The sequence below is a fragment of the Chthoniobacterales bacterium genome (genome assembly GCA_039930045.1).
In the GTDB taxonomy this organism is placed as follows: Bacteria; Verrucomicrobiota; Verrucomicrobiia; order Chthoniobacterales; family DASVRZ01; genus DASVRZ01.
In genome coordinates this window covers 78,142-95,047 of record JBDSQB010000018.1, presented here as the reverse complement: position 1 = coordinate 95,047, position 16,906 = coordinate 78,142, and the positions used below count along the sequence as shown (strand labels likewise).

At 57.4% G+C, this 16,906-nt stretch carries 13 protein-coding genes, 1 tRNA gene and 1 pseudogene; 9 read left to right on the top strand and 6 right to left on the bottom strand.

Annotated features, from left to right (window positions below):
* Positions 1-125: 125 nt before the first annotated feature.
* Positions 126-210, bottom strand: a tRNA-Leu gene (locus ABIT76_14590).
* A gap of 65 nt (positions 211-275) precedes the next feature.
* Complete coding sequence (gene clpB / locus ABIT76_14585) at positions 276-2,843, bottom strand: ATP-dependent chaperone ClpB (GenBank protein MEO7934377.1); 2,568 nt, start codon at positions 2,841-2,843, stop codon at positions 276-278.
* Positions 2,844-2,934: 91 nt separating this feature from the next.
* On the opposite strand from clpB, the gene ABIT76_14580 reads away from it, so the two are divergent.
* Positions 2,935-3,330 carry a gamma-glutamylcyclotransferase gene (locus ABIT76_14580; protein MEO7934376.1) on the top strand — a complete coding sequence of 132 codons (396 nt, stop codon included), beginning with the start codon at positions 2,935-2,937 and terminating at the stop codon, positions 3,328-3,330.
* On the opposite strand, the gene uca is transcribed toward ABIT76_14580, so the two are convergent.
* Genes uca through nikR form a run of 4 tightly spaced genes read right to left on the bottom strand, consistent with a single transcriptional unit; the run spans position 3,327 to position 8,714 of the window.
* The gene (gene uca / locus ABIT76_14575) at positions 3,327-6,908 is read right to left on the bottom strand and encodes an urea carboxylase (protein ID MEO7934375.1); all 3,582 of its coding nucleotides are present in this window, start codon (positions 6,906-6,908) and stop codon (positions 3,327-3,329) included. The two genes, ABIT76_14580 and uca, sit on opposite strands and share 4 nt — an antisense overlap.
* Positions 6,909-6,910: 2 nt before the next feature.
* Complete coding sequence (locus ABIT76_14570; GenBank protein MEO7934374.1) at positions 6,911-7,552, bottom strand: urea amidolyase associated protein UAAP2; 642 nt, start codon at positions 7,550-7,552, stop codon at positions 6,911-6,913.
* On the bottom strand, positions 7,549-8,268 hold the full coding sequence (locus ABIT76_14565) for an urea amidolyase associated protein UAAP1 (GenBank protein MEO7934373.1): 720 nt from the start codon (positions 8,266-8,268) through the stop codon (positions 7,549-7,551). Before ABIT76_14565 ends, ABIT76_14570 begins: the two co-directional genes overlap by 4 nt.
* Positions 8,268-8,714 (bottom strand): nickel-responsive transcriptional regulator NikR, encoded by a 447-nt coding sequence (gene nikR / locus ABIT76_14560; GenBank protein MEO7934372.1) that lies wholly within the window; start codon positions 8,712-8,714, stop codon positions 8,268-8,270. The genes ABIT76_14565 and nikR overlap by 1 nt, the downstream gene beginning before the upstream one ends.
* A 300-nt stretch (positions 8,715-9,014) precedes the next feature.
* Here nikR and ABIT76_14555 point away from each other — a divergent pair, with 300 nt between their 5' ends.
* The 8 genes and pseudogenes from ABIT76_14555 to ABIT76_14520 all read left to right on the top strand — a co-directional run bounded on the left by ABIT76_14555 (position 9,015) and on the right by ABIT76_14520 (position 16,903).
* Positions 9,015-9,785 (top strand): creatininase family protein, encoded by a 771-nt coding sequence (locus ABIT76_14555; GenBank protein ID MEO7934371.1) that lies wholly within the window; start codon positions 9,015-9,017, stop codon positions 9,783-9,785.
* Between the two features lies 1 nt (position 9,786).
* A pseudogene (gene glnT, locus ABIT76_14550) lies at positions 9,787-11,147 on the top strand (type III glutamate--ammonia ligase).
* A 31-nt stretch (positions 11,148-11,178) separates the two neighbouring features.
* On the top strand, positions 11,179-12,147 hold the full coding sequence (locus tag ABIT76_14545) for an ABC transporter substrate-binding protein (GenBank protein ID MEO7934370.1): 969 nt from the start codon (positions 11,179-11,181) through the stop codon (positions 12,145-12,147).
* Between the two features lie 4 nt (positions 12,148-12,151).
* A complete protein-coding gene (locus tag ABIT76_14540) occupies positions 12,152-13,216 on the top strand; it encodes an ABC transporter permease subunit (GenBank protein ID MEO7934369.1) in 1,065 nt (354 codons plus the stop codon).
* Entirely contained in the window at positions 13,203-14,105 is a 903-nt protein-coding gene (locus ABIT76_14535) for an ABC transporter ATP-binding protein (GenBank protein MEO7934368.1), read from the top strand. The genes ABIT76_14540 and ABIT76_14535 overlap by 14 nt, the downstream gene beginning before the upstream one ends.
* Entirely contained in the window at positions 14,083-14,970 is an 888-nt protein-coding gene (locus tag ABIT76_14530) for a polysaccharide deacetylase (GenBank protein ID MEO7934367.1), read from the top strand. Before ABIT76_14535 ends, ABIT76_14530 begins: the two co-directional genes overlap by 23 nt.
* Complete coding sequence (locus ABIT76_14525) at positions 14,967-16,208, top strand: SRPBCC family protein (GenBank protein ID MEO7934366.1); 1,242 nt, start codon at positions 14,967-14,969, stop codon at positions 16,206-16,208. The genes ABIT76_14530 and ABIT76_14525 overlap by 4 nt, the downstream gene beginning before the upstream one ends.
* Positions 16,205-16,903 carry a formylglycine-generating enzyme family protein gene (locus ABIT76_14520; protein MEO7934365.1) on the top strand — a complete coding sequence of 233 codons (699 nt, stop codon included), beginning with the start codon at positions 16,205-16,207 and terminating at the stop codon, positions 16,901-16,903. The genes ABIT76_14525 and ABIT76_14520 overlap by 4 nt, the downstream gene beginning before the upstream one ends.
* Positions 16,904-16,906 lie beyond the last annotated feature (3 nt).

Genomic DNA, 16,906 nt, shown 5'->3' with positions numbered 1-16,906 from the left:
CACTTGCTCAAGGTAAACCGCTGGAGCTGATTGATGGAGAACAGCTTTGCCGGCTGATTGAACCGGCTCGGGTCAACGCATCCCCCCTTAAGGACATTTAGCCTAAGAATTACTCTGAGATAGGGTGCCGCTGGCCGGACTCGAACCGGCACGGGAGGTGAATCCCAACGGATTTTAAGTCCGGTGCGTCTGCCATTTCGCCACAGCGGCGGCGGATGGGAGGATTCCACCCCTCGTCTAAAAGATCAACGCCTATTCTCTGCCAGAGTGGCCCGTCACACGCTGCGGAAGACAATTTTTCCTTCCACCGCATCGGCCTCGATAGTCTGACCTTCCAGAAACCGTCCGTCGAGAATTTCCAGACTGAGAGGGTCCAGGATTTCCCTCTGGATGGTGCGTTTCAACGGACGCGCGCCATAGGCGGGATCGTAGCCGTCGGTGGCCAAAACGTGCCGCGCGGCGTCGGTGAGACGCAGGGTGAGCTTCTGACTCGCGAGTCGTTTGGTCAGGCGAGCCACTTGGATATCGACAATTTGAGTTAGGTCCGATTCCGTGAGCCGGTCGAAGATGATCGTCTCGTCGATGCGATTGAGGAACTCCGGTCGGAAATGGCGGCGCAAGGCCTCCATGACGAGCGCCTCCCGCTGCTCGGCATTGTCGCCAGCTTCGAGGATGAATTGCGACCCGATGTTCGATGTCATGATGATGACCGCGTTCTTGAAATCCACCGTGCGCCCCTGCCCGTCCGTGATGCGCCCGTCATCCAGCACTTGCAGAAGGACGTTGAAAACGTCCGCGTGCGCCTTCTCAATTTCGTCGAACAAAATCACCGAATACGGCTTGCGACGAACGGCCTCGCTGAGTTGCCCGCCCTCCTCGTAACCGATGTAACCCGGAGGCGCTCCAATCAAGCGGGCGACGGTGTGTTTCTCCATGTACTCGCTCATGTCGATGCGGATTATGGCGCTCTCGTCATCGAAGAGAAACTCGGCCAGCGCGCGGCTGAGTTCCGTCTTTCCCACCCCGGTCGGCCCCAGGAAAATGAACGAGCCGATGGGGCGATTTTCGTCCTGCAAACCCGCTCGCGAACGCCGCACCGCATTCGCCACCGCTTTGATCGCCTGACGCTGCCCGATGACGCGCTGCCCGAGGCGTTCCTCCATCTGCACAAGCTTCTGCCGCTCACCTTCCTGCAAACGTGAAACGGGAATGCCGGTCCAGCTCGCGACCACTTGCGCGATGTCCTCCTCGGTTACTTCCTCGCGCAACAATCGCGCCGGATTTTTCGAATGAACATCGTCCGCTTCCAACTGTTTTTCGAGATCGGGAATGCGACCGTATTGAATCTCGCTCGCCTTTGCCAGATCGCCCCGCCGCTGGGCTTGCTCCAGCTCGGTGCGCAGCGCCTCGAGTTGCTCCTTGGCCTTGCGCTGATCGGCGAGAACGGATTTTTCTTTTTGCCATTCGGCCTTGAGCGCACTGGATTTTTCACGCAGGTCTGCCAGCTCGCGCTCGATCTTGGCCAGCCGTTCCTTGCTCGCCGGATCGGTCTCTTTGAGCAACGCCTGACGCTCCATTTCGTCCTGCATGATCGAGCGCTCGATCACGTCGAGTTCAGTCGGCATCGATTCGATTTCGATCTTTAACCGCGACGCCGCCTCATCGACCAGATCGACGGCTTTGTCGGGCAGAAAACGATCCGAGATGTAGCGATTCGAGAGCACCGCCGCCGCCACCAACGCGGAATCTTGAATGCGCACGCCGTGATGTACTTCGTAGCGTTCTTTCAATCCGCGCAAGATCGCCACCGTGTCCTCCACGCTTGGCTCGCCGACCAGCACCGGCTGAAAACGGCGTTCCAGCGCAGCGTCCTTCTCGATGTATTTCTTGTATTCATTGAGCGTCGTCGCGCCAATCGTCCGCAACTCGCCGCGCGCCAGTTGTGGCTTCAACATATTCGACGCATCCACCGCCCCCTCGCTCGCTCCCGCGCCTACAATCGTATGCAACTCGTCGATGAAAAGAATGATCTCTCCCTGCGAATCGGTCACTTCCTTGAGAAACGCCTTCAGCCGATCCTCGAATTCTCCGCGGTATTTCGCACCCGCGATCATCGACCCGATGTCCATGCTAATAATGCGCTTGTTCTTGAGCGATTCTGGCACGTCGCCGCTGACGATTCTTCTCGCCAATCCTTCCGCGATCGCGGTCTTGCCCACGCCCGGTTCTCCGATCAGCACCGGGTTGTTTTTTGTGCGGCGCGAGAGCACCTGCATCACGCGGCGAATCTCGTTATCGCGCCCGATCACCGGGTCGATCTTCCCACGGCGCGCGGCGGCGGTCAGGTCGCGCCCATATTTCTCCAGCGTCTGATATTTCCCCTCGGGATTTTGATCCGTCACTCGCTGCGAGCCGCGCAATTCCACCAGCGCTTTCATCAGCCCGTCGCGCTTTACACCGGAGTCGGACAGCAATCTCGCCACCGAGTTTTTCGAGTCCGCCAGAGCCAGCAAATAATGCTCCGCGCTGGTGTATTCGTCCTTGAGTTTCGTCATCTCGCCCTCAGCGGCATTCAGCACCTGCGTCAGCTCGGAAGTCAGCCCGGCCTGTGCGCCGCCGGAGACTTTCGCCCGCTTCGCCAGCGCATCTTCGAGCCGCTGTTCGAGGCTGGAAACGGAGACGCCCAGCTTTTCGAGCAGCGGACGCGCCACGCCGTCGCTTTGCCCGAGCAGCGCGAGGAGAAAATGCTCGTTGTCGATCTGGGAGTGGTCGGATTTCGAGGCGAGATCCTGAGCCGCTTGCAGCGCCTCCTGCATTTTTGTGGTAAACCGGTCGATACGCATAACATTAGCTTACTCCGAAATTACACAGTGCAAGCGTGCCATTTTCCATTCCCCGCTTGACGTAGAAAAGCCACGGAATGCACTCTGCGAAATGTCCGAAAAACTCGTCCACCTCGCTGTCAACGGCACGCTCATGCGCGGCCTGGAACTCAACCCCAACATGCTGGCCGCAGGAGCGGTTTTCGTTCGCGAAGACGCCACCGTGCCCGCCTATCGACTCTACTCCATCGGGGATCGTCACCCCGGAATGGTGCGAGTCGCGACCGGCGGTGTCTCCGTGGCTTTGGAAGTCTGGGCCGTGCCGCCCGCCGGGCTTGCGGATATTTTGTTGAAGGAACCGCCCGGCCTTAGCATCGGAAAAGTCTTGCTGCAAAGCGGAGTGGAAGTCCTGGGAGTACTAGCAGAGCCGATTCTGTGCGAAGGCCAGCGGGAGATCACGGAATTTGGCGGCTGGCGCGCCTATAAGTCGAAAGGTGCGGCGGGTTAGGTTTCTATCAGTACAAGCAAGTTCTGCCCCGGATCGACGGTGCGACCCTTGGCGACTAACAACTGACTAACCAGTCCCGCGCAAGGAGCCGTAATGGCCGTTTCCATCTTCATGGATTCGATAATGAGCAATTTGTCGCCCTCGGCCACAGTCTCGCCCTCATTCACCAGCACCTGCCAGATGCTGCCCGGCAAATGCGCTGCCACCGCGCGTCCACCCGGCGGCAGGACGAGTTCCTCGGAAATGATCTCGGGTTCTGGCTCACTGGCCGCGATATTTTGACCGGCAGCCACCCAGCGGTCGCGCTCCTCGGCAAAGGCACTGCGCTGCTTCAAACGAAACTCCGCAATCGAATCCGACTCGCGTTCTAAAAATGCCGTGTAATCGGCGAGCCGGAAAGTTTCCTCCTCGGTTCTAACCACAAACCGGCCATTCAAAAAATCAGCCCGATGCTGCAAAAGCTCGCCCGCCGTCACCGGATAGAAGCGCACTTGATCGAAGAAACGCAGCAGCCACGGTTTGCCGCCAGTGAAGTTAGAAGTCGCACGCCAAGCGTTCCACATCTGCACGGTGCGCCCAACGAATTGATAGCCGCCCGGCCCTTCCATTCCATAGACGCACATGTAGGCGCCGCCGATGCCGACCGCGTTTTCCGGCGTCCAGGTGCGGGCCGGATTGTATTTGGTGGTCACGAGTCGATGTCGCGGATCGAGCGGCGTGGCGACAGGCGCTCCAAGATAAACGTCACCTAAACCGAGCACCAGATAGCTGGCGTTAAAGACGATGTCTCGCACTTCGTCGATGTTAGAAAGCCCATTGATGCGCCGGATAAATTCGATGTTGCTCGGGCACCACGGCGCGTCGGCGCGCACCGACTGGATGTATTTCTCAATGGCTAGTCGCGTCGCCGGGTCATCCCAGGACAATGGCAAATGCACGATGCGCGACGGCACTTCGATCTGATCCGTCGGCGGGAGTTCCATTTCCGCCGCCCGAAGCAGCGATGTCAGCTCATGCAACGGCAGCGCGCGGGAATCGTAGTGAATCTGGAGCGAGCGAATGCCTGGCGTGAGGTCGATAATTCCTAATATCTGGCTGTGCTCCAGCCACTGCATCAACGCGTGAACCCGGAAGCGCAGGGCAATGTCTAGTACTAGCGGTCCATATTCCACCAGAAGATATTTGTCGCCCGAGACGCGGTGGCGGACTTCGATTCGATTCTCCCCCGCTGGCCGGTGAAATAATACCGGCGACGGCAGCGATGTTAGTTCAGGAAAACCATCACCTTCGAGCGATGTTAGATTCAAGATCGACGCATCCTGCGCAGACTCGAGTTCCACCGCTTTCTGGTGAGTCAGAGGAATGAAACGCACCGTGTCGCCCGCCTTGAGCTGTCCCATTTTCCAGAGTTCCGCCTGCACAATCGTCGCCGGACAAACAAAGCCGCCCAGACTCGGTCCATCGGGTCCGAGAATGATCGGCATGTCCCCGGTAAAATCGACTGTTCCGACGGCGTAGGCGTTGTCGTGAATGTTAGAAGGATGCAACCCAGCCTCACCACCGTCCGTGCGCGCAAACTTGGGTTTGGGTCCAATCAGGCGGACACCAGTTGGATTCGAGTTGTAGTGAACTTTCCAGTCGGTGCTGAAGAATATCTCAATGTCGTCGTCCGTGAAAAAGTCCGGCGCACCGTGAGGACCGTAAAGCACGCCGATTTGCCAATGGTTAGCATACACCAGAGGCTGTGCGGAGTTAGATTCGGATGTGCCGCCAAAGAAATGAAGCACGTCGCCCGGACGCAAGGCGCGTCCACCATGGCCGCCAAATTTCCCCAAAGTAAAAGTCGAGCGACTGCCAAGATAGAGCGGAACATCGAATCCACCAGCGACGGCAATATAACCACGAGCACCGGGGCCGGTGATGTTGCGCATGCGCAGCTTGCTGCCCGCCGCGACCGCGACCGATTGCCAGAGAGGCAGTGGATTCCCATCTAACTCCACTTGAAAATCCGCGCCGCAGATCGCAATGCTAGTCGCATGGTTGAAACGAAGCGTCGGCCCCGTCATGACCACTTCCAAAGTCGCGGCAGTTGGCGCGTTTCCTAACAAACGATTTGCCAGCCGATGCGCCAGCGGGTCCATCGGGCCGGACGGAGGCACGCCGACATTCCAGTAGCCGACGCGGCCTGGATAATCCTGCACCGTGGTCATCGCGCCCGCCTCCAGAACGTCAATCGTGAGCGGCGTGTAAGTCAGATCAGCCAGCGAGCGGGTGATGATGCGGCCTTCGGAAAATTCCGGCGTCGCGACGACCATGCGCAGGTAGTCGAGGTTCGTCTCAATGCCAGCAAAACTGGAGCTGGCCAGAACCGCCTGCATTCTGGCGATGGCGGTAGGACGGTCCGCTGCATGAACGATGATCTTCGCCAGCATCGGATCGTAGTAGGGCGTGACTTCCGTTCCACTCTCGACCCACGTTTCGCAACGCGCCGCAGGATCGACTCGAACCTCGGTGAGCAGACCGCAACTCGGTTGGAAATTTTTCGCCGGATCTTCCGCATAGATGCGAACTTGAATGGAATGTCCCGCAGACCTGCTAACATACTCGTCCAGGAAACTAACATCGCCCTGCGCGAGACGAACCATCCACTCGACCAGATCGATTCCACAGACTTCCTCGGTCACGCCGTGCTCTACTTGCAGCCGTGTGTTTACCTCAAGAAAATAGAACTCGCCGCTGTCTGCATCGAAGACAAACTCGACTGTGCCCGCCGAACGATAATTCACCGCCTCCCCCAACTGAACCGCCGCCGCGAAAAGCTGAGCGCGCTGCTCATCGTTGATGTTAGGAGCTGGCGTCTCTTCGATCACTTTCTGGTTGCGGCGTTGCGCAGAGCAATCACGCTCGCCCAAAGCCACGACGCGGCCTTTGCCATCGCCGAAGATTTGCACCTCGATGTGTCGGGCATGAGCGACAAATTTCTCCAGAAAAATGCCGGATTCCTTGAAGTTATTCTGGCTCATTCGTTCGACCGTGGCGAATGCTTCCAGCAATTCCTCGCGGCTCCAGCAGACTTTCATTCCAATGCCGCCGCCGCCTGCGGTGCTCTTGAGCATGACTGGAAAGCCGATCTTTTCCGCCGCATCGGCAGCTATGTTAGCATTTTCCAGAAGCCCGGTTCCGGGGAGTAAGGGAACTCCGCATTTGCCGGCGATTTCGCGCGCGGTGTGCTTAAGGCCGAAGACTCGCATCTGACTCGGAGTCGGCCCTGCAAAGGCGATTCCGGCGTTCTCACAAGCTTCCGCAAAGTCTGCGTTTTCGCTGAGAAAACCGTAACCCGGATGGATCGCTCCAGCGCCGGTTTTCAAAGCAGCCTCCAGGATTTTATCGACGCGAAGATAGCTTTCCGAAACAGCCGCTGGTCCTAACAAAATGGATTCGTCCGCCTCGCGCACATGGATCGAGTCCGCGTCTGCCTCCGAGAACACGGCGACACTGCCGATGTTCATATTTTTCAGAGTGCGCGAGATGCGGCGTGAGATGGCACCGCGGTTGGCGATCAGGAGTTTCGTAAACATGATCAGTCCCAGACTAACAATCGAATCGGAGTCGGGTTGTAGGCGTTGCAAGGGTTGTTGAGTTGCGGACAATTTGAGATGAGGCAGACGACGTCCATCTCGGCGCGCATTTCCACATAGCGACCGGGGCCGGAGACGCCATCCTCGAAGGTGAGTCCGCCATCGGGAGTCACCGGGACGTTCATGAAAAAATTGATGTTATGCGTGATGTCGCGTTTGCTCCATTGCGGTCGCCATTGGCGCAGACCTCGCAGGAACACGTCGCGACAGGCGTGCATGGAGCGTTTCTCGATGGCGTAGCGCACCATATTGCTCTCGCAGGCGCACGCGCCACCGAGGGTGTCGTGGCGTCCGCAGGTATCGGCGGTGATGGTTAGAAGGACGTTTCCGCGAGTGGAAATGAGTTGCGTTCCCGTGGTTAGATAGAGCGCGCCTTGCTCGCGAATCGTGTCCTGCGCGCTGTAGCGGTCGGCCTGGTCCCGGGCATTGTAGAAGAGCGTGTCGGCGGCTTGATTTCCCTCCAAATCGAAGATGCGCAGTGTTTGCCCGCGTTTGATTTCAAAGAGCCACGGATCGCCGGCCAGCAACGTGAAATCGTAAATGGCGTCCGCTGGATTCAGGGTGCTTTCGGTGAGTACGCTCATAGAAAATAGCGTTCGGTGAGAATGAAACCGCGCTCATTTTCCGGGCAGAGTGTCCGGCAGAAATCATCCGCGGCAGGCGGCGGAGAACTGAAGATGGTTAGATGCACCGGCTTCGGAGAATAAATAGACGTGGAATCGAGTGGATGAATGGCCGTGTTCAGCACGACCAGCGTGTTCATTTCGGAGCGGAGATCGACGTATTCCCCGGCTCCAGAATGTCCGGCGTGATAAACCATTTTCCCCAGTTCATCGACGCTGACTTTCTGAAAAAAGTTAACATTCATCGTCAGATCGCGCTCGCCCATGTCGTATTTTCCCAGCTCGGTTAGAAAGTTGTCGCGGCCGTTGCGATACCAGCCGTTTCTGGCGGTTTGATAGTTCGCCTCGCCATACTTGTCGCGTACGATACTAACATTGGAAACTCCCGCGAGCGGATCGTGCCAGCCGCAGGTGTCGGCGGTAATCGAGACGAGAATACGGCCCATGTCGGAGTAGAGGCAATGGCCGGTGGTTAGCTTGGCGGTGTGCTGGCACTTGAGCGTGTCGGGAAGATTCAGGCGTTCGCTGGGCAATTCGAAGTTGTAGAAAAGCGCGGACACATTGGCTCCGCTCTCGATGTTAGTGATGCGCAGGGTAGTTCCGCGCTTAAGGACGTGCGACCAATTCGCACCGGCGGGAACGATTTCCTCGAATCGAATCAAAGTCAGATCTATCATTAGTAAATCGGTGGAATAATGGTGGAGGTGACTGTTAGATAACCGTGCTGGACGCCCTTGCAGGAGATGAGTTCGGCGGCGATTTGTTTCAACCGATAGCCGGGCCCCTGCACGAGCAGCACCTCGAGACTGTGGTGATTTTCCAGATGCACGCGCTGCGAGGAAATGACTTCCTTGAGCCACTTGTGCTGGATGCTGAGGAGCTTGGTGGCGAGCCCGGCTTTGGCGTGGTCGTAAATGAGTGTAATGGTGCCGGCCATGATTTTTTTGCCGAGAGCTTGTTTATGCTGCACGAGCTGCTCGCTGATCATTTTGGAGATGGCTTCCGAGCGGCTGGCGAACCCCCGTTCCTCGACCATTTCGTCCAATTCGCCGAAGAGACCGGCGGGAAGCGAAATTGTAAACCGGGTGGAGTTCGCTTCTTTTTTTGAGGTTGGGGCAGGCATACAGATCTGGCGGAAAGCACTTCTTGTGCAAGCGGAGGAGACTTTCGTCAAGTATTACTTTCCATCTGGTACTTCATACTGTGAATGGAATGGAACCCGGTCGTTTTTGCGCAAGCTCATGGCTGTTTTTGCGCAGTGTATGAATTTGTGAGCAGTTTGTATGAGGCTCGCGCTAGTTCAAATCAGAAACATCACAGGCATCCGCAGGTTTTATCAGCGGAGACACAAGGTTGGCACAGGGATTGCAATCGGACCGGGCGAATTGAAAGTCCGACTCACATTTCAGCAGTCCCGCCAGCCATGAGCGCTCCTGTCCTTTGGCAATCCATGACTTGGGGGGAGGTCGGCGCACTGACGGCCTCGGGAATGGACGCCGCGTTATTGCCCGTGGGCGCGACCGAGCAGCACGGACCGCATCTGACGACCTCAGTGGATTCCATTACGGCCGAGCGTCTGGCCCACGCGGTCTCGGCGGAGACGGGCATTCCGGTTTTGCCGACCTTGCATTACGGATGTTCACTCGGTCATTCGCAGCGCTGGCCAGGAACAATTTCACTCCATCCGCAGACGTTGATTGAGGTGATTGTCCAGATTGGCGAATGGGCCTACGCGTCTGCGGTGCGTCGGCTCATCATTATTAATGGCCATGTAACTAACCATGCTCCGCTCCGTTGTGCCGTGGAGATTTTGCGCAGCCGCTTCGATGACTTGATGCTGGCCATTCGCAACGTGGGCGATGTGACGATTAACATAGCTAGCATCTTTTCCTCGGATGCGGCGGACTGGCATGCCAATCGCGCGGAGACTTCACTGATGCTAGAGTTGGAGCCGGGTCACGTTCGATTGGAGAAACTAGCCATTGCCGATGATCCGGATCGCACCGGCGGATTATTTTTTGTTCATCCAGTTAATCACACGAGCTTGAACGGCGTCACCGGCCTTCCCTCCCAGGCGAGCGAGCGTGAGGGACGCGAACTATTTGCGGAAATGGTGAGCGCCTTGAGCAGTCAGCTTCGCGCGGCTTTGAAAGAGCAACCTCCTCTCGCGCACAGCTATTTTGCTCCTGTCTAACATGAAGACCGATAGCGAACTCCAGACGATTCAGACCGATCTAACATCGAAGGGTGTGAAATACTGCATCGGCGCCTACGTCGATCTGCATGGCGTTCCCAAAGGCAAGGTCGTGCCGGTTTCTCACTTCGTGGATTTTGCGAAAGGCTCCGAGCTTTACACCGGCTATGCCCTGGATGGTTTGGGGCAGTCTCCGAATGACGATGAGATCGCCAGTGTTCCCGATCTGGAGCGCGGAGTACAACTCCCCTGGCAGCGCGAGGTGATGTGGTATCCCGCGGACAACACCTTCCATGGCGAGCCTTATCCTGTTAGTACGCGGGTGGCTTTTAAGAAGGTTCTGGCCGAGGCGGAGGCGATGGGGTTTTCCTTTAACCTCGGCATCGAGTGTGAGGTTTATTTTCTGAAATTGGATGAAGTCGGGAAGCTGGTCGTTCCTAACAAGGACGACGATTTAATGAAGAGCTGCTACGACCTGAAACGCTTCCTCGATGTGTTCGGACTGGTGGATCGTGTGGCGACCACGATCAACGACCTGGGCTGGGACTTGTATTCCTTTGATCACGAGGACGGCAACTCGCAATTTGAATTCGACTTCAAATTCGCTGACGGACTCACCATGGCCGACCGCTTTATTTTCTTCCGGTTGCTGGCCAAGAAATATGCAGCTGATGAGGGACTTCTGGCGACCTTCATGCCGAAGCATTTGCGGATAAAACAGGCAACGGAGCGCACTTCAATATGTCTCTTGCTGACTTGAAAACGGGTGCCAATCTCTTCAAATCCGGTGATGGCCCGGACCAATACGGCCTCGGGCTTTCTCCTCTGGGTTACTACTTTATCGCTGGCATCCTGCGTCATGGCCGGGCCTTGTGCGCCGCGTTCGCCCCGACGGTGAACAGCTATAAACGCCTCATTCGCAAAGGCGCGATGGGTTACTACTCCTGGGCTCCGGTGTTCAATTCCTTTGGCACTAACAATCGCACCAATTCCGTTCGCGTCCCGATGGGCGGTGGCCGCTGCGAATCGCGCAACGCAGACTCCAGTTGCAATCCCTATCTGGCTGGCGCGCTCGTTCTCGCCGCCGGGTTGCAGGGCATTCGCGAAAACCTCGATCCGGGTTTTCCACAGACGGAAAATCTCTATGAGTTCACCGACGCCGAGCTGGCCGTGCGTGGTGTGCAACCGCTTCCGAAAACATTGGGCGAAGCCGTCCAGGCATTCGAGGATGATCCATTCACCGGCGAAGTGCTGGGAGAGGCGCTGAAGAAGGAATTCATCACCTACAAACGCGCCGAGTGGGAGGACTATCATCAATCCATCAGTCAATGGGAAACGGACAAATACGCCCGTCTTTTCTAACCAAAACAAACAACCGCAACCAACCAATACAATGAAACTAAAAACACTGCTCATAACCGCGACTGCGGCCTTGCTCGGCACGGCGCTGCAAGCCGAGCCACTAAAAATCGCCTACTCCGACTGGCCGGGTTACACCGTGCTCGAAGTCGCCAAACAAAAAGGCTGGTTCAAGGAGGCTGGCCTCGATGTCGAACTTGCCTGGTTCGACTATCTGCCATCGCTCGACGCATATTCCGCCAACAAGGTGGATGCAGTTTGCGTCGTCGCAACTGACGCCTTGGTCACTGGGGCCACGGGAGCCAAAAGCAAGATCATCACCCTGCTGGATTACAGCGAGGGCAGCGACATGATCGTCGGCGCTCCCGGCATTGACTCCATCAAGGATCTGAAAGGCAAAAAAATCGGCATCGAAGTGACGCTCGTCGAGCACTTGCTGCTGTTAGAAGCCCTCAAGCGCAACGGCATGACTCAGTCCGACGTTGAGCTGGTCACGACTCCCACCAACGACACTCCGCAGGTACTAGCTTCCGGAAAAGTGTCGGCCATCGGCGCATGGTATCCCAGCTCCGGTCAGGCGCTCAAGCAGGTCGCCGGTTCCAAGCCACTCTTCACCAGCGCCGACGCCAAGGGCCTGATCTACGACGTTCTGGCCGTCAACCCGACCAGCTACGCCAAGCACAAGGAGGACTGGGCGAAAGTCACCGCTATCTACTACAAATGCGTGGACTATTTGAAAGATCCCAAGACGATGGACGATGCTGTTAAAATCATGGCCGCTAAAGTCGGGGCTGATGCAGCCGACTATGCCAAGAACATTCCCGGCACGCACTTCCTAACAGTCGCCGAGGCCAAGACCGCCTTCAAAAAAGGCGATGGACTTGACTCCATCTATGGATCGATGGCCATCGGCAACCAGTTCAATCTGGACAACAAGGTTTACAAGGATTCGCAGAAGCCAGCGAGCTATCTCGCCCCTTCCATCGTCGAAGGTTTGAAATAGAACAATGAACTACCGGGCACCCGGAGCGGCTGGAGGCGACTGGCTGGGATTGAAAAAGGAACTGCCGCCACAACGGCGCATGGTCCTAACCATCTTGTCTTTTGTTCTGCCTCTGGCCCTCTGGGCTCTCGTTTCCTATATGCCATGTATGTGGCATCCGTTAGTACGCATCACATCGCCGGGAGACGTCGACTACTTCATCGAGGACATGGACGTGCAGCGGGAGGTCTTCTCCGATGAGAACGCAAAAATGCTCCTCAATCACGGCGCGCCTGCAGAAGGTCATCGCGTCAATCCGGTCTATCTCCCCTCGCCCGGCGCGGTCGGACGCGCTTTTTACACGGCATTCAAGACACCACCGCGACTCCCGAACGAACCCTGGCTCCACGAGTCGCTCGGCCATAGCATTCGCACGATTTGCTGGGGCTTTTTTCTGTCTTCAATGCTCGGCGTTCCACTCGGAATCCTCTGCGGCACCTATAGGTTCATTGCGAAATTGCAGGAGCCATTCATTGAATTTTTTCGCTACCTGCCCGCGCCCGCTTTTGGCGCATTGTGCGTGGCGATATTAGGAATCGACGATGGACCGAAGATCGCCATCATTTTCGTCGGCACCTTTTTCCAGCAAGTACTAGTGATTGCTAACACCGTCCGCAAAGTCGATCCCGCTCTGATCGAGGCCGCGCAAACGCTTGGTGCCAATCGAATGAAACTCGTCTTTCGCGTCATCATCCCCGCGTCCATCACGGAAATTTACACCGACATGCGCATCCTGCTCGGCTGGGCGTGGACCTATCTGATCGTCGCCGAAGTCGTCGGCACCATGTCGGGTATCACGTTCTTCATCAACCAACAGGCGCGCTACCGCAACTTCGACAATGTCTATGCCGCCATCGCCATGATCGGCATCATCGGATTCGGCACCGACTTGTTTCTAGCGAAGCTCGGCACCGTGCTTTTCCCCTGGAAACGGAAGACGCGTACTAACAAACCCGCCACGCTCTGGCCGAAAGCCATGGAAGCCGCCAGCGGCGCACCCGCAAAATTGGAGAACCATGTTGCCCACTAAGCTGGAACTCCCCGACTACAGGCAGCTCGCGCCGGAAGTCGCCGCGCGCTTCGAGCGCATCCGTCAGCGTCCGGTGATACTAACAGTCGATTCGCTGAAAAAATCCTACGGGCCGACTGGGTCGGAGCACGTGGTTTTTGACAACGTCTCGCTCGACGTGCATCGCCGCGAATTCGTCACCGTTATCGGACCTTCCGGCTGCGGCAAATCGACTTTCATTCGTATCGTGGCCGGCCTCGACGAAGCCAGCGGCGGCAAAATGCTGCTCGACGGCAAACCCATTGGCGGCCCCGGCCCGGATCGCGGCATGGTCTTCCAGGGCTACACCCTTTTTCCGTGGCTCACCGTCCGACGCAACGTCATGTTTGGCCTCGAAATGCAGGGCAAGTCGCATGACGAGGCCGATCGTGACGCCCGTCAATGGCTCGACATGGTCGGTCTCTCCAAGTTTGAAAATGCCTATCCGCACGAGCTTTCCGGCGGCATGAAGCAACGCGTCGCCATCGCCCGCGCCCTCGCCGGCAACCCGCGCATCCTCATCATGGACGAGCCATTCGGAGCGCTCGACGCCCAGACGCGCTGCCAGATGCAGGCGTATCTTCTCCAGATTTGGAAGAAGGTGGACGTCACCATTCTCTTCATCACACACGATCTGGAGGAGGCGATTTATTTATCCGATCGCATCTTAGTCCTCGGCGGCACACCCGGCGGCGTGCTCGAGTTCATAGAAAATCCGGTGCCGCGTCCGCGCACTCCGGTAGCCTTCATCTCCGCTGAATTCCTAGCGATCAAGGCACGCCTGGAGGAACTAATTCATCCTATTACTAACTTCGAGGAAGACAAGCTGCCGATGATTCGAATGACCCATGCAGACGATGAAGTTGAATGAAAATCGCTATCTGCCCGAGCCGCGTTTTGTCTGGCCCGACGGCGCCCGCTGCGCAGCCATGCTCTGCTTCGACGTGGATGGCGAGACGACCGTTCTGAGCGAGGATCCGGCGCTGGCGCAACGCCGCACGCTGATGTCGCAATGCGAGTACGGTCCGAAGATCGGCGTGCCGCGTTTGCTGGGCCTGCTGGAACATCTGGCTGTGCCGGCCACGTTTTTTATTCCGGGCTACATCGCGGAAAATCACCCACGGATGGTCGAGGCGATCCTAACCAAAGGGCACGAAGTCGGGTTGCATGGTTATCTGCACGAGAAACTGGCGGGTCTGGACGAAGCAAAGGAGGAGGAAATTCTCGTTCGCAGCATCGAGATTCTCACCCGGCTCACCGGCGCAAAGCCCGTGGGTTTTCGTGCGCCGTGGTTTGAGATCAACCCGTGGACGCCAGCGCTGTTGGAGCGGCACGGCGTGCAATATTGCGCCAGCGAAATGGGGGACGATGTTCCCTATTTTCACTCGAACGGACTCGTCGAAATCCCCGGCCAATGGATGCTGGAGGATTGGGAGCAGTTTGCCTTCAATGCCGATCCGGCCTGGGGTTTTGTGCCGGAGAATTGCGCAAAAGTTTACGATCTCTGGTGGCGCGAGTTTGAGGCGACGCACGACTTTGGGAGTTGTTTCGTACTAACGTTGCATCCGTGGTTGAGCGGGCGTCCGTCGCGCGTGCGATTGCTGGAGGATCTGGTCGGCGCGATGCAGAAAAAAGACGGCGTCTGGTTTGCCCGTGGGCGAGAGATTGCCGATTACGTGCGCGCCAATCCGACGGCACGACGCGAGTTAGATTTCGATGTTAGGAGCACACCATGATTTCACTGGGAGAACTCCAGCGGCAGATTGTGGAGACCGCCGCGCTGCCGCTGAACCAGGCCAAGACGCTTCCCGCACCAGCGTATGTTAGCGAGAAATTTTTTGCCTGGGAGGCCGATCACGTTTTGCGCCAGGAGTGGCAATGCGTCGCGCATATTTCGCAGATTCCCGCGCCTGGCGATTTCCTGAATCTCGAATTGTTAGGGGACCCGCTGATCGTCGTTCATGGCAAGGATGGCGTGGTTCGCACGCTCTCGCGCGTCTGTCCGCATCGCTCGATGGACATCATGCCGGAGGGCTTCGGCTACGACGGCCACACGCTGACCGAGGTGCGCGAGGGTAAGCCGGATTGCGGTCACACCCGGCTCTTTTTGTGTCCGTATCACGCCTGGACATTTGAGTTGGATGGTCATCTGAAGGCCTGTCCCGAGATGCAGCAGGCGGAGGGTTTTTCGCGCGATGACTTTTCTCTGATGCCCTTTCGCTGCGAGACTTGGAATGGCTTCATCTTTGTCAATCTCAGCGGGGACGCGGCTCCGCTGCATACAGATCTAACTGAAATCACAGCCGATCTGGCCGCCTTCAATCTGGCAGAAATGAAGGTCGGCATCGCACTCGATTGGGACTGTCCATTCAACTGGAAAGTGCTCGTGGAAAACTTCATGGAGAGCTATCACCACCTCGGCATCCATCACAAAACGCTCCAGCCTTTGATGCCCGCGCGCGACACCTGGACTGAGCAGGAACGCCGCCGCTACATCCGCGCGCATCTGCCTTACAAGGAATCGATGCGCGCCGATTTGCAGGAGATCGCCGCCAGCCTGCCGCATCTCCGCGGGTTGAATGAAGCCCAGCGAAACCAGTGGGGGCTGTTTCTCATTTACCCGACGTTTCTCCTCGCGACGGCGCACGATCGCGTGATCTGGTATCGCCTGCAACCGCTCGGCGCGAATCGACTCAAACTCCTAACCACGACGCTCTTTTCTGCGGAGGCGTTGCAGCGCGAGGACTATCTAACATTGCGCGAGCAAGCCGTCGAATCGCTGACGACTTTTCACATGGAAGACATGGAAGTCTGCACCGGCGTACAGCGCGGTCTGGCGTCTAGCGGATGGCAGCAAGGGCGGCTAAGTCACCTCGAAATGACGGTCTGGCTTTTCTATCGCTATCTCGCCGCACGGATTCGCGGAGTGTGGCCGACGGATGACCATGAACCCGCGCCCAGTCAGCGGCCATGACGTTGCAACTCCGCGAGTTTCAAGCGGATGAACTCGGCGAATTTATCATGGGAGAAAACGCAGGGGACAAGTTTGCCAATGACACGGAGCGTCCGGCGCATCAGGTGAGGTTAGAACGTCCATTTGCCTTGGGGAAGTTTCTAGTGACGGTCGGCGCGTATCGGCTTTTTGCCCCGGATCACGCGCCGAATGAGGACGTCGAATGGCCAGTGGTGAATGTTAGCTGGATCGCGGCGCAATCGTATTGCGAATGGCTCAGCGAACGAAGCGGTCTCGCGTGCCGTTTGCCCAGCGAGGCAGAGTGGGAATTTGCCTGTCGTGCTGGATCGCAAACGCCTTTTGCCATTGGAAATGAGCTGACTGCACAAGACGCGAATTTCCTTTTCTCCGAATACGGCGAACGCATTGGAGCCGGCCACCGCACGCGAGTTGGAGCGTTTCCTGCGAATGCTTTTGGCCTTCACGACTTGCATGGAAACGTCTGCGAATGGGTTGCGGACGCGTGGCATCCTAACTATCGCGGCGCACCAGCCAACGGCTCGGCTTGGACTGCTGACGGCGATGAAACCCGGCGCGCGATTCGTGGAGGCGCATGGGATTATCTGCCCCGGCTGCTGCGCTCGGCCTGGCGCGATTCTTTTCCGGCGGACCAGCGCCGCGACAACATCGGTTTCCGCATCGCCTGCGACCTCTAGATT

Excerpts from the sequence above, each read along its gene's own strand:
- ABIT76_14580 (MEO7934376.1), top strand. The coding sequence starts at position 2,935 with ATGTCCGAAAAACTCGTCCACCTCGCTGTCAACGGCACGCTCATGCGC.
- clpB (MEO7934377.1), bottom strand. The coding sequence starts at position 2,843 with ATGCGTATCGACCGGTTTACCACAAAAATGCAGGAGGCGCTGCAAGCG.
- nikR (MEO7934372.1), bottom strand. The coding sequence starts at position 8,714 with ATGCCTGCCCCAACCTCAAAAAAAGAAGCGAACTCCACCCGGTTTACA.
- ABIT76_14520 (MEO7934365.1), top strand. The coding sequence starts at position 16,205 with ATGACGTTGCAACTCCGCGAGTTTCAAGCGGATGAACTCGGCGAATTT.
- ABIT76_14555 (MEO7934371.1), top strand. The coding sequence starts at position 9,015 with ATGAGCGCTCCTGTCCTTTGGCAATCCATGACTTGGGGGGAGGTCGGC.
- ABIT76_14530 (MEO7934367.1), top strand. The coding sequence starts at position 14,083 with ATGCAGACGATGAAGTTGAATGAAAATCGCTATCTGCCCGAGCCGCGT.
- ABIT76_14570 (MEO7934374.1), bottom strand. The coding sequence starts at position 7,552 with ATGAGCGTACTCACCGAAAGCACCCTGAATCCAGCGGACGCCATTTAC.
- ABIT76_14565 (MEO7934373.1), bottom strand. The coding sequence starts at position 8,268 with ATGATAGATCTGACTTTGATTCGATTCGAGGAAATCGTTCCCGCCGGT.
- ABIT76_14545 (MEO7934370.1), top strand. The coding sequence starts at position 11,179 with ATGAAACTAAAAACACTGCTCATAACCGCGACTGCGGCCTTGCTCGGC.
- ABIT76_14535 (MEO7934368.1), top strand. The coding sequence starts at position 13,203 with ATGTTGCCCACTAAGCTGGAACTCCCCGACTACAGGCAGCTCGCGCCG.
- ABIT76_14540 (MEO7934369.1), top strand. The coding sequence starts at position 12,152 with ATGAACTACCGGGCACCCGGAGCGGCTGGAGGCGACTGGCTGGGATTG.
- uca (MEO7934375.1), bottom strand. The coding sequence starts at position 6,908 with ATGTTTACGAAACTCCTGATCGCCAACCGCGGTGCCATCTCACGCCGC.
- ABIT76_14525 (MEO7934366.1), top strand. The coding sequence starts at position 14,967 with ATGATTTCACTGGGAGAACTCCAGCGGCAGATTGTGGAGACCGCCGCG.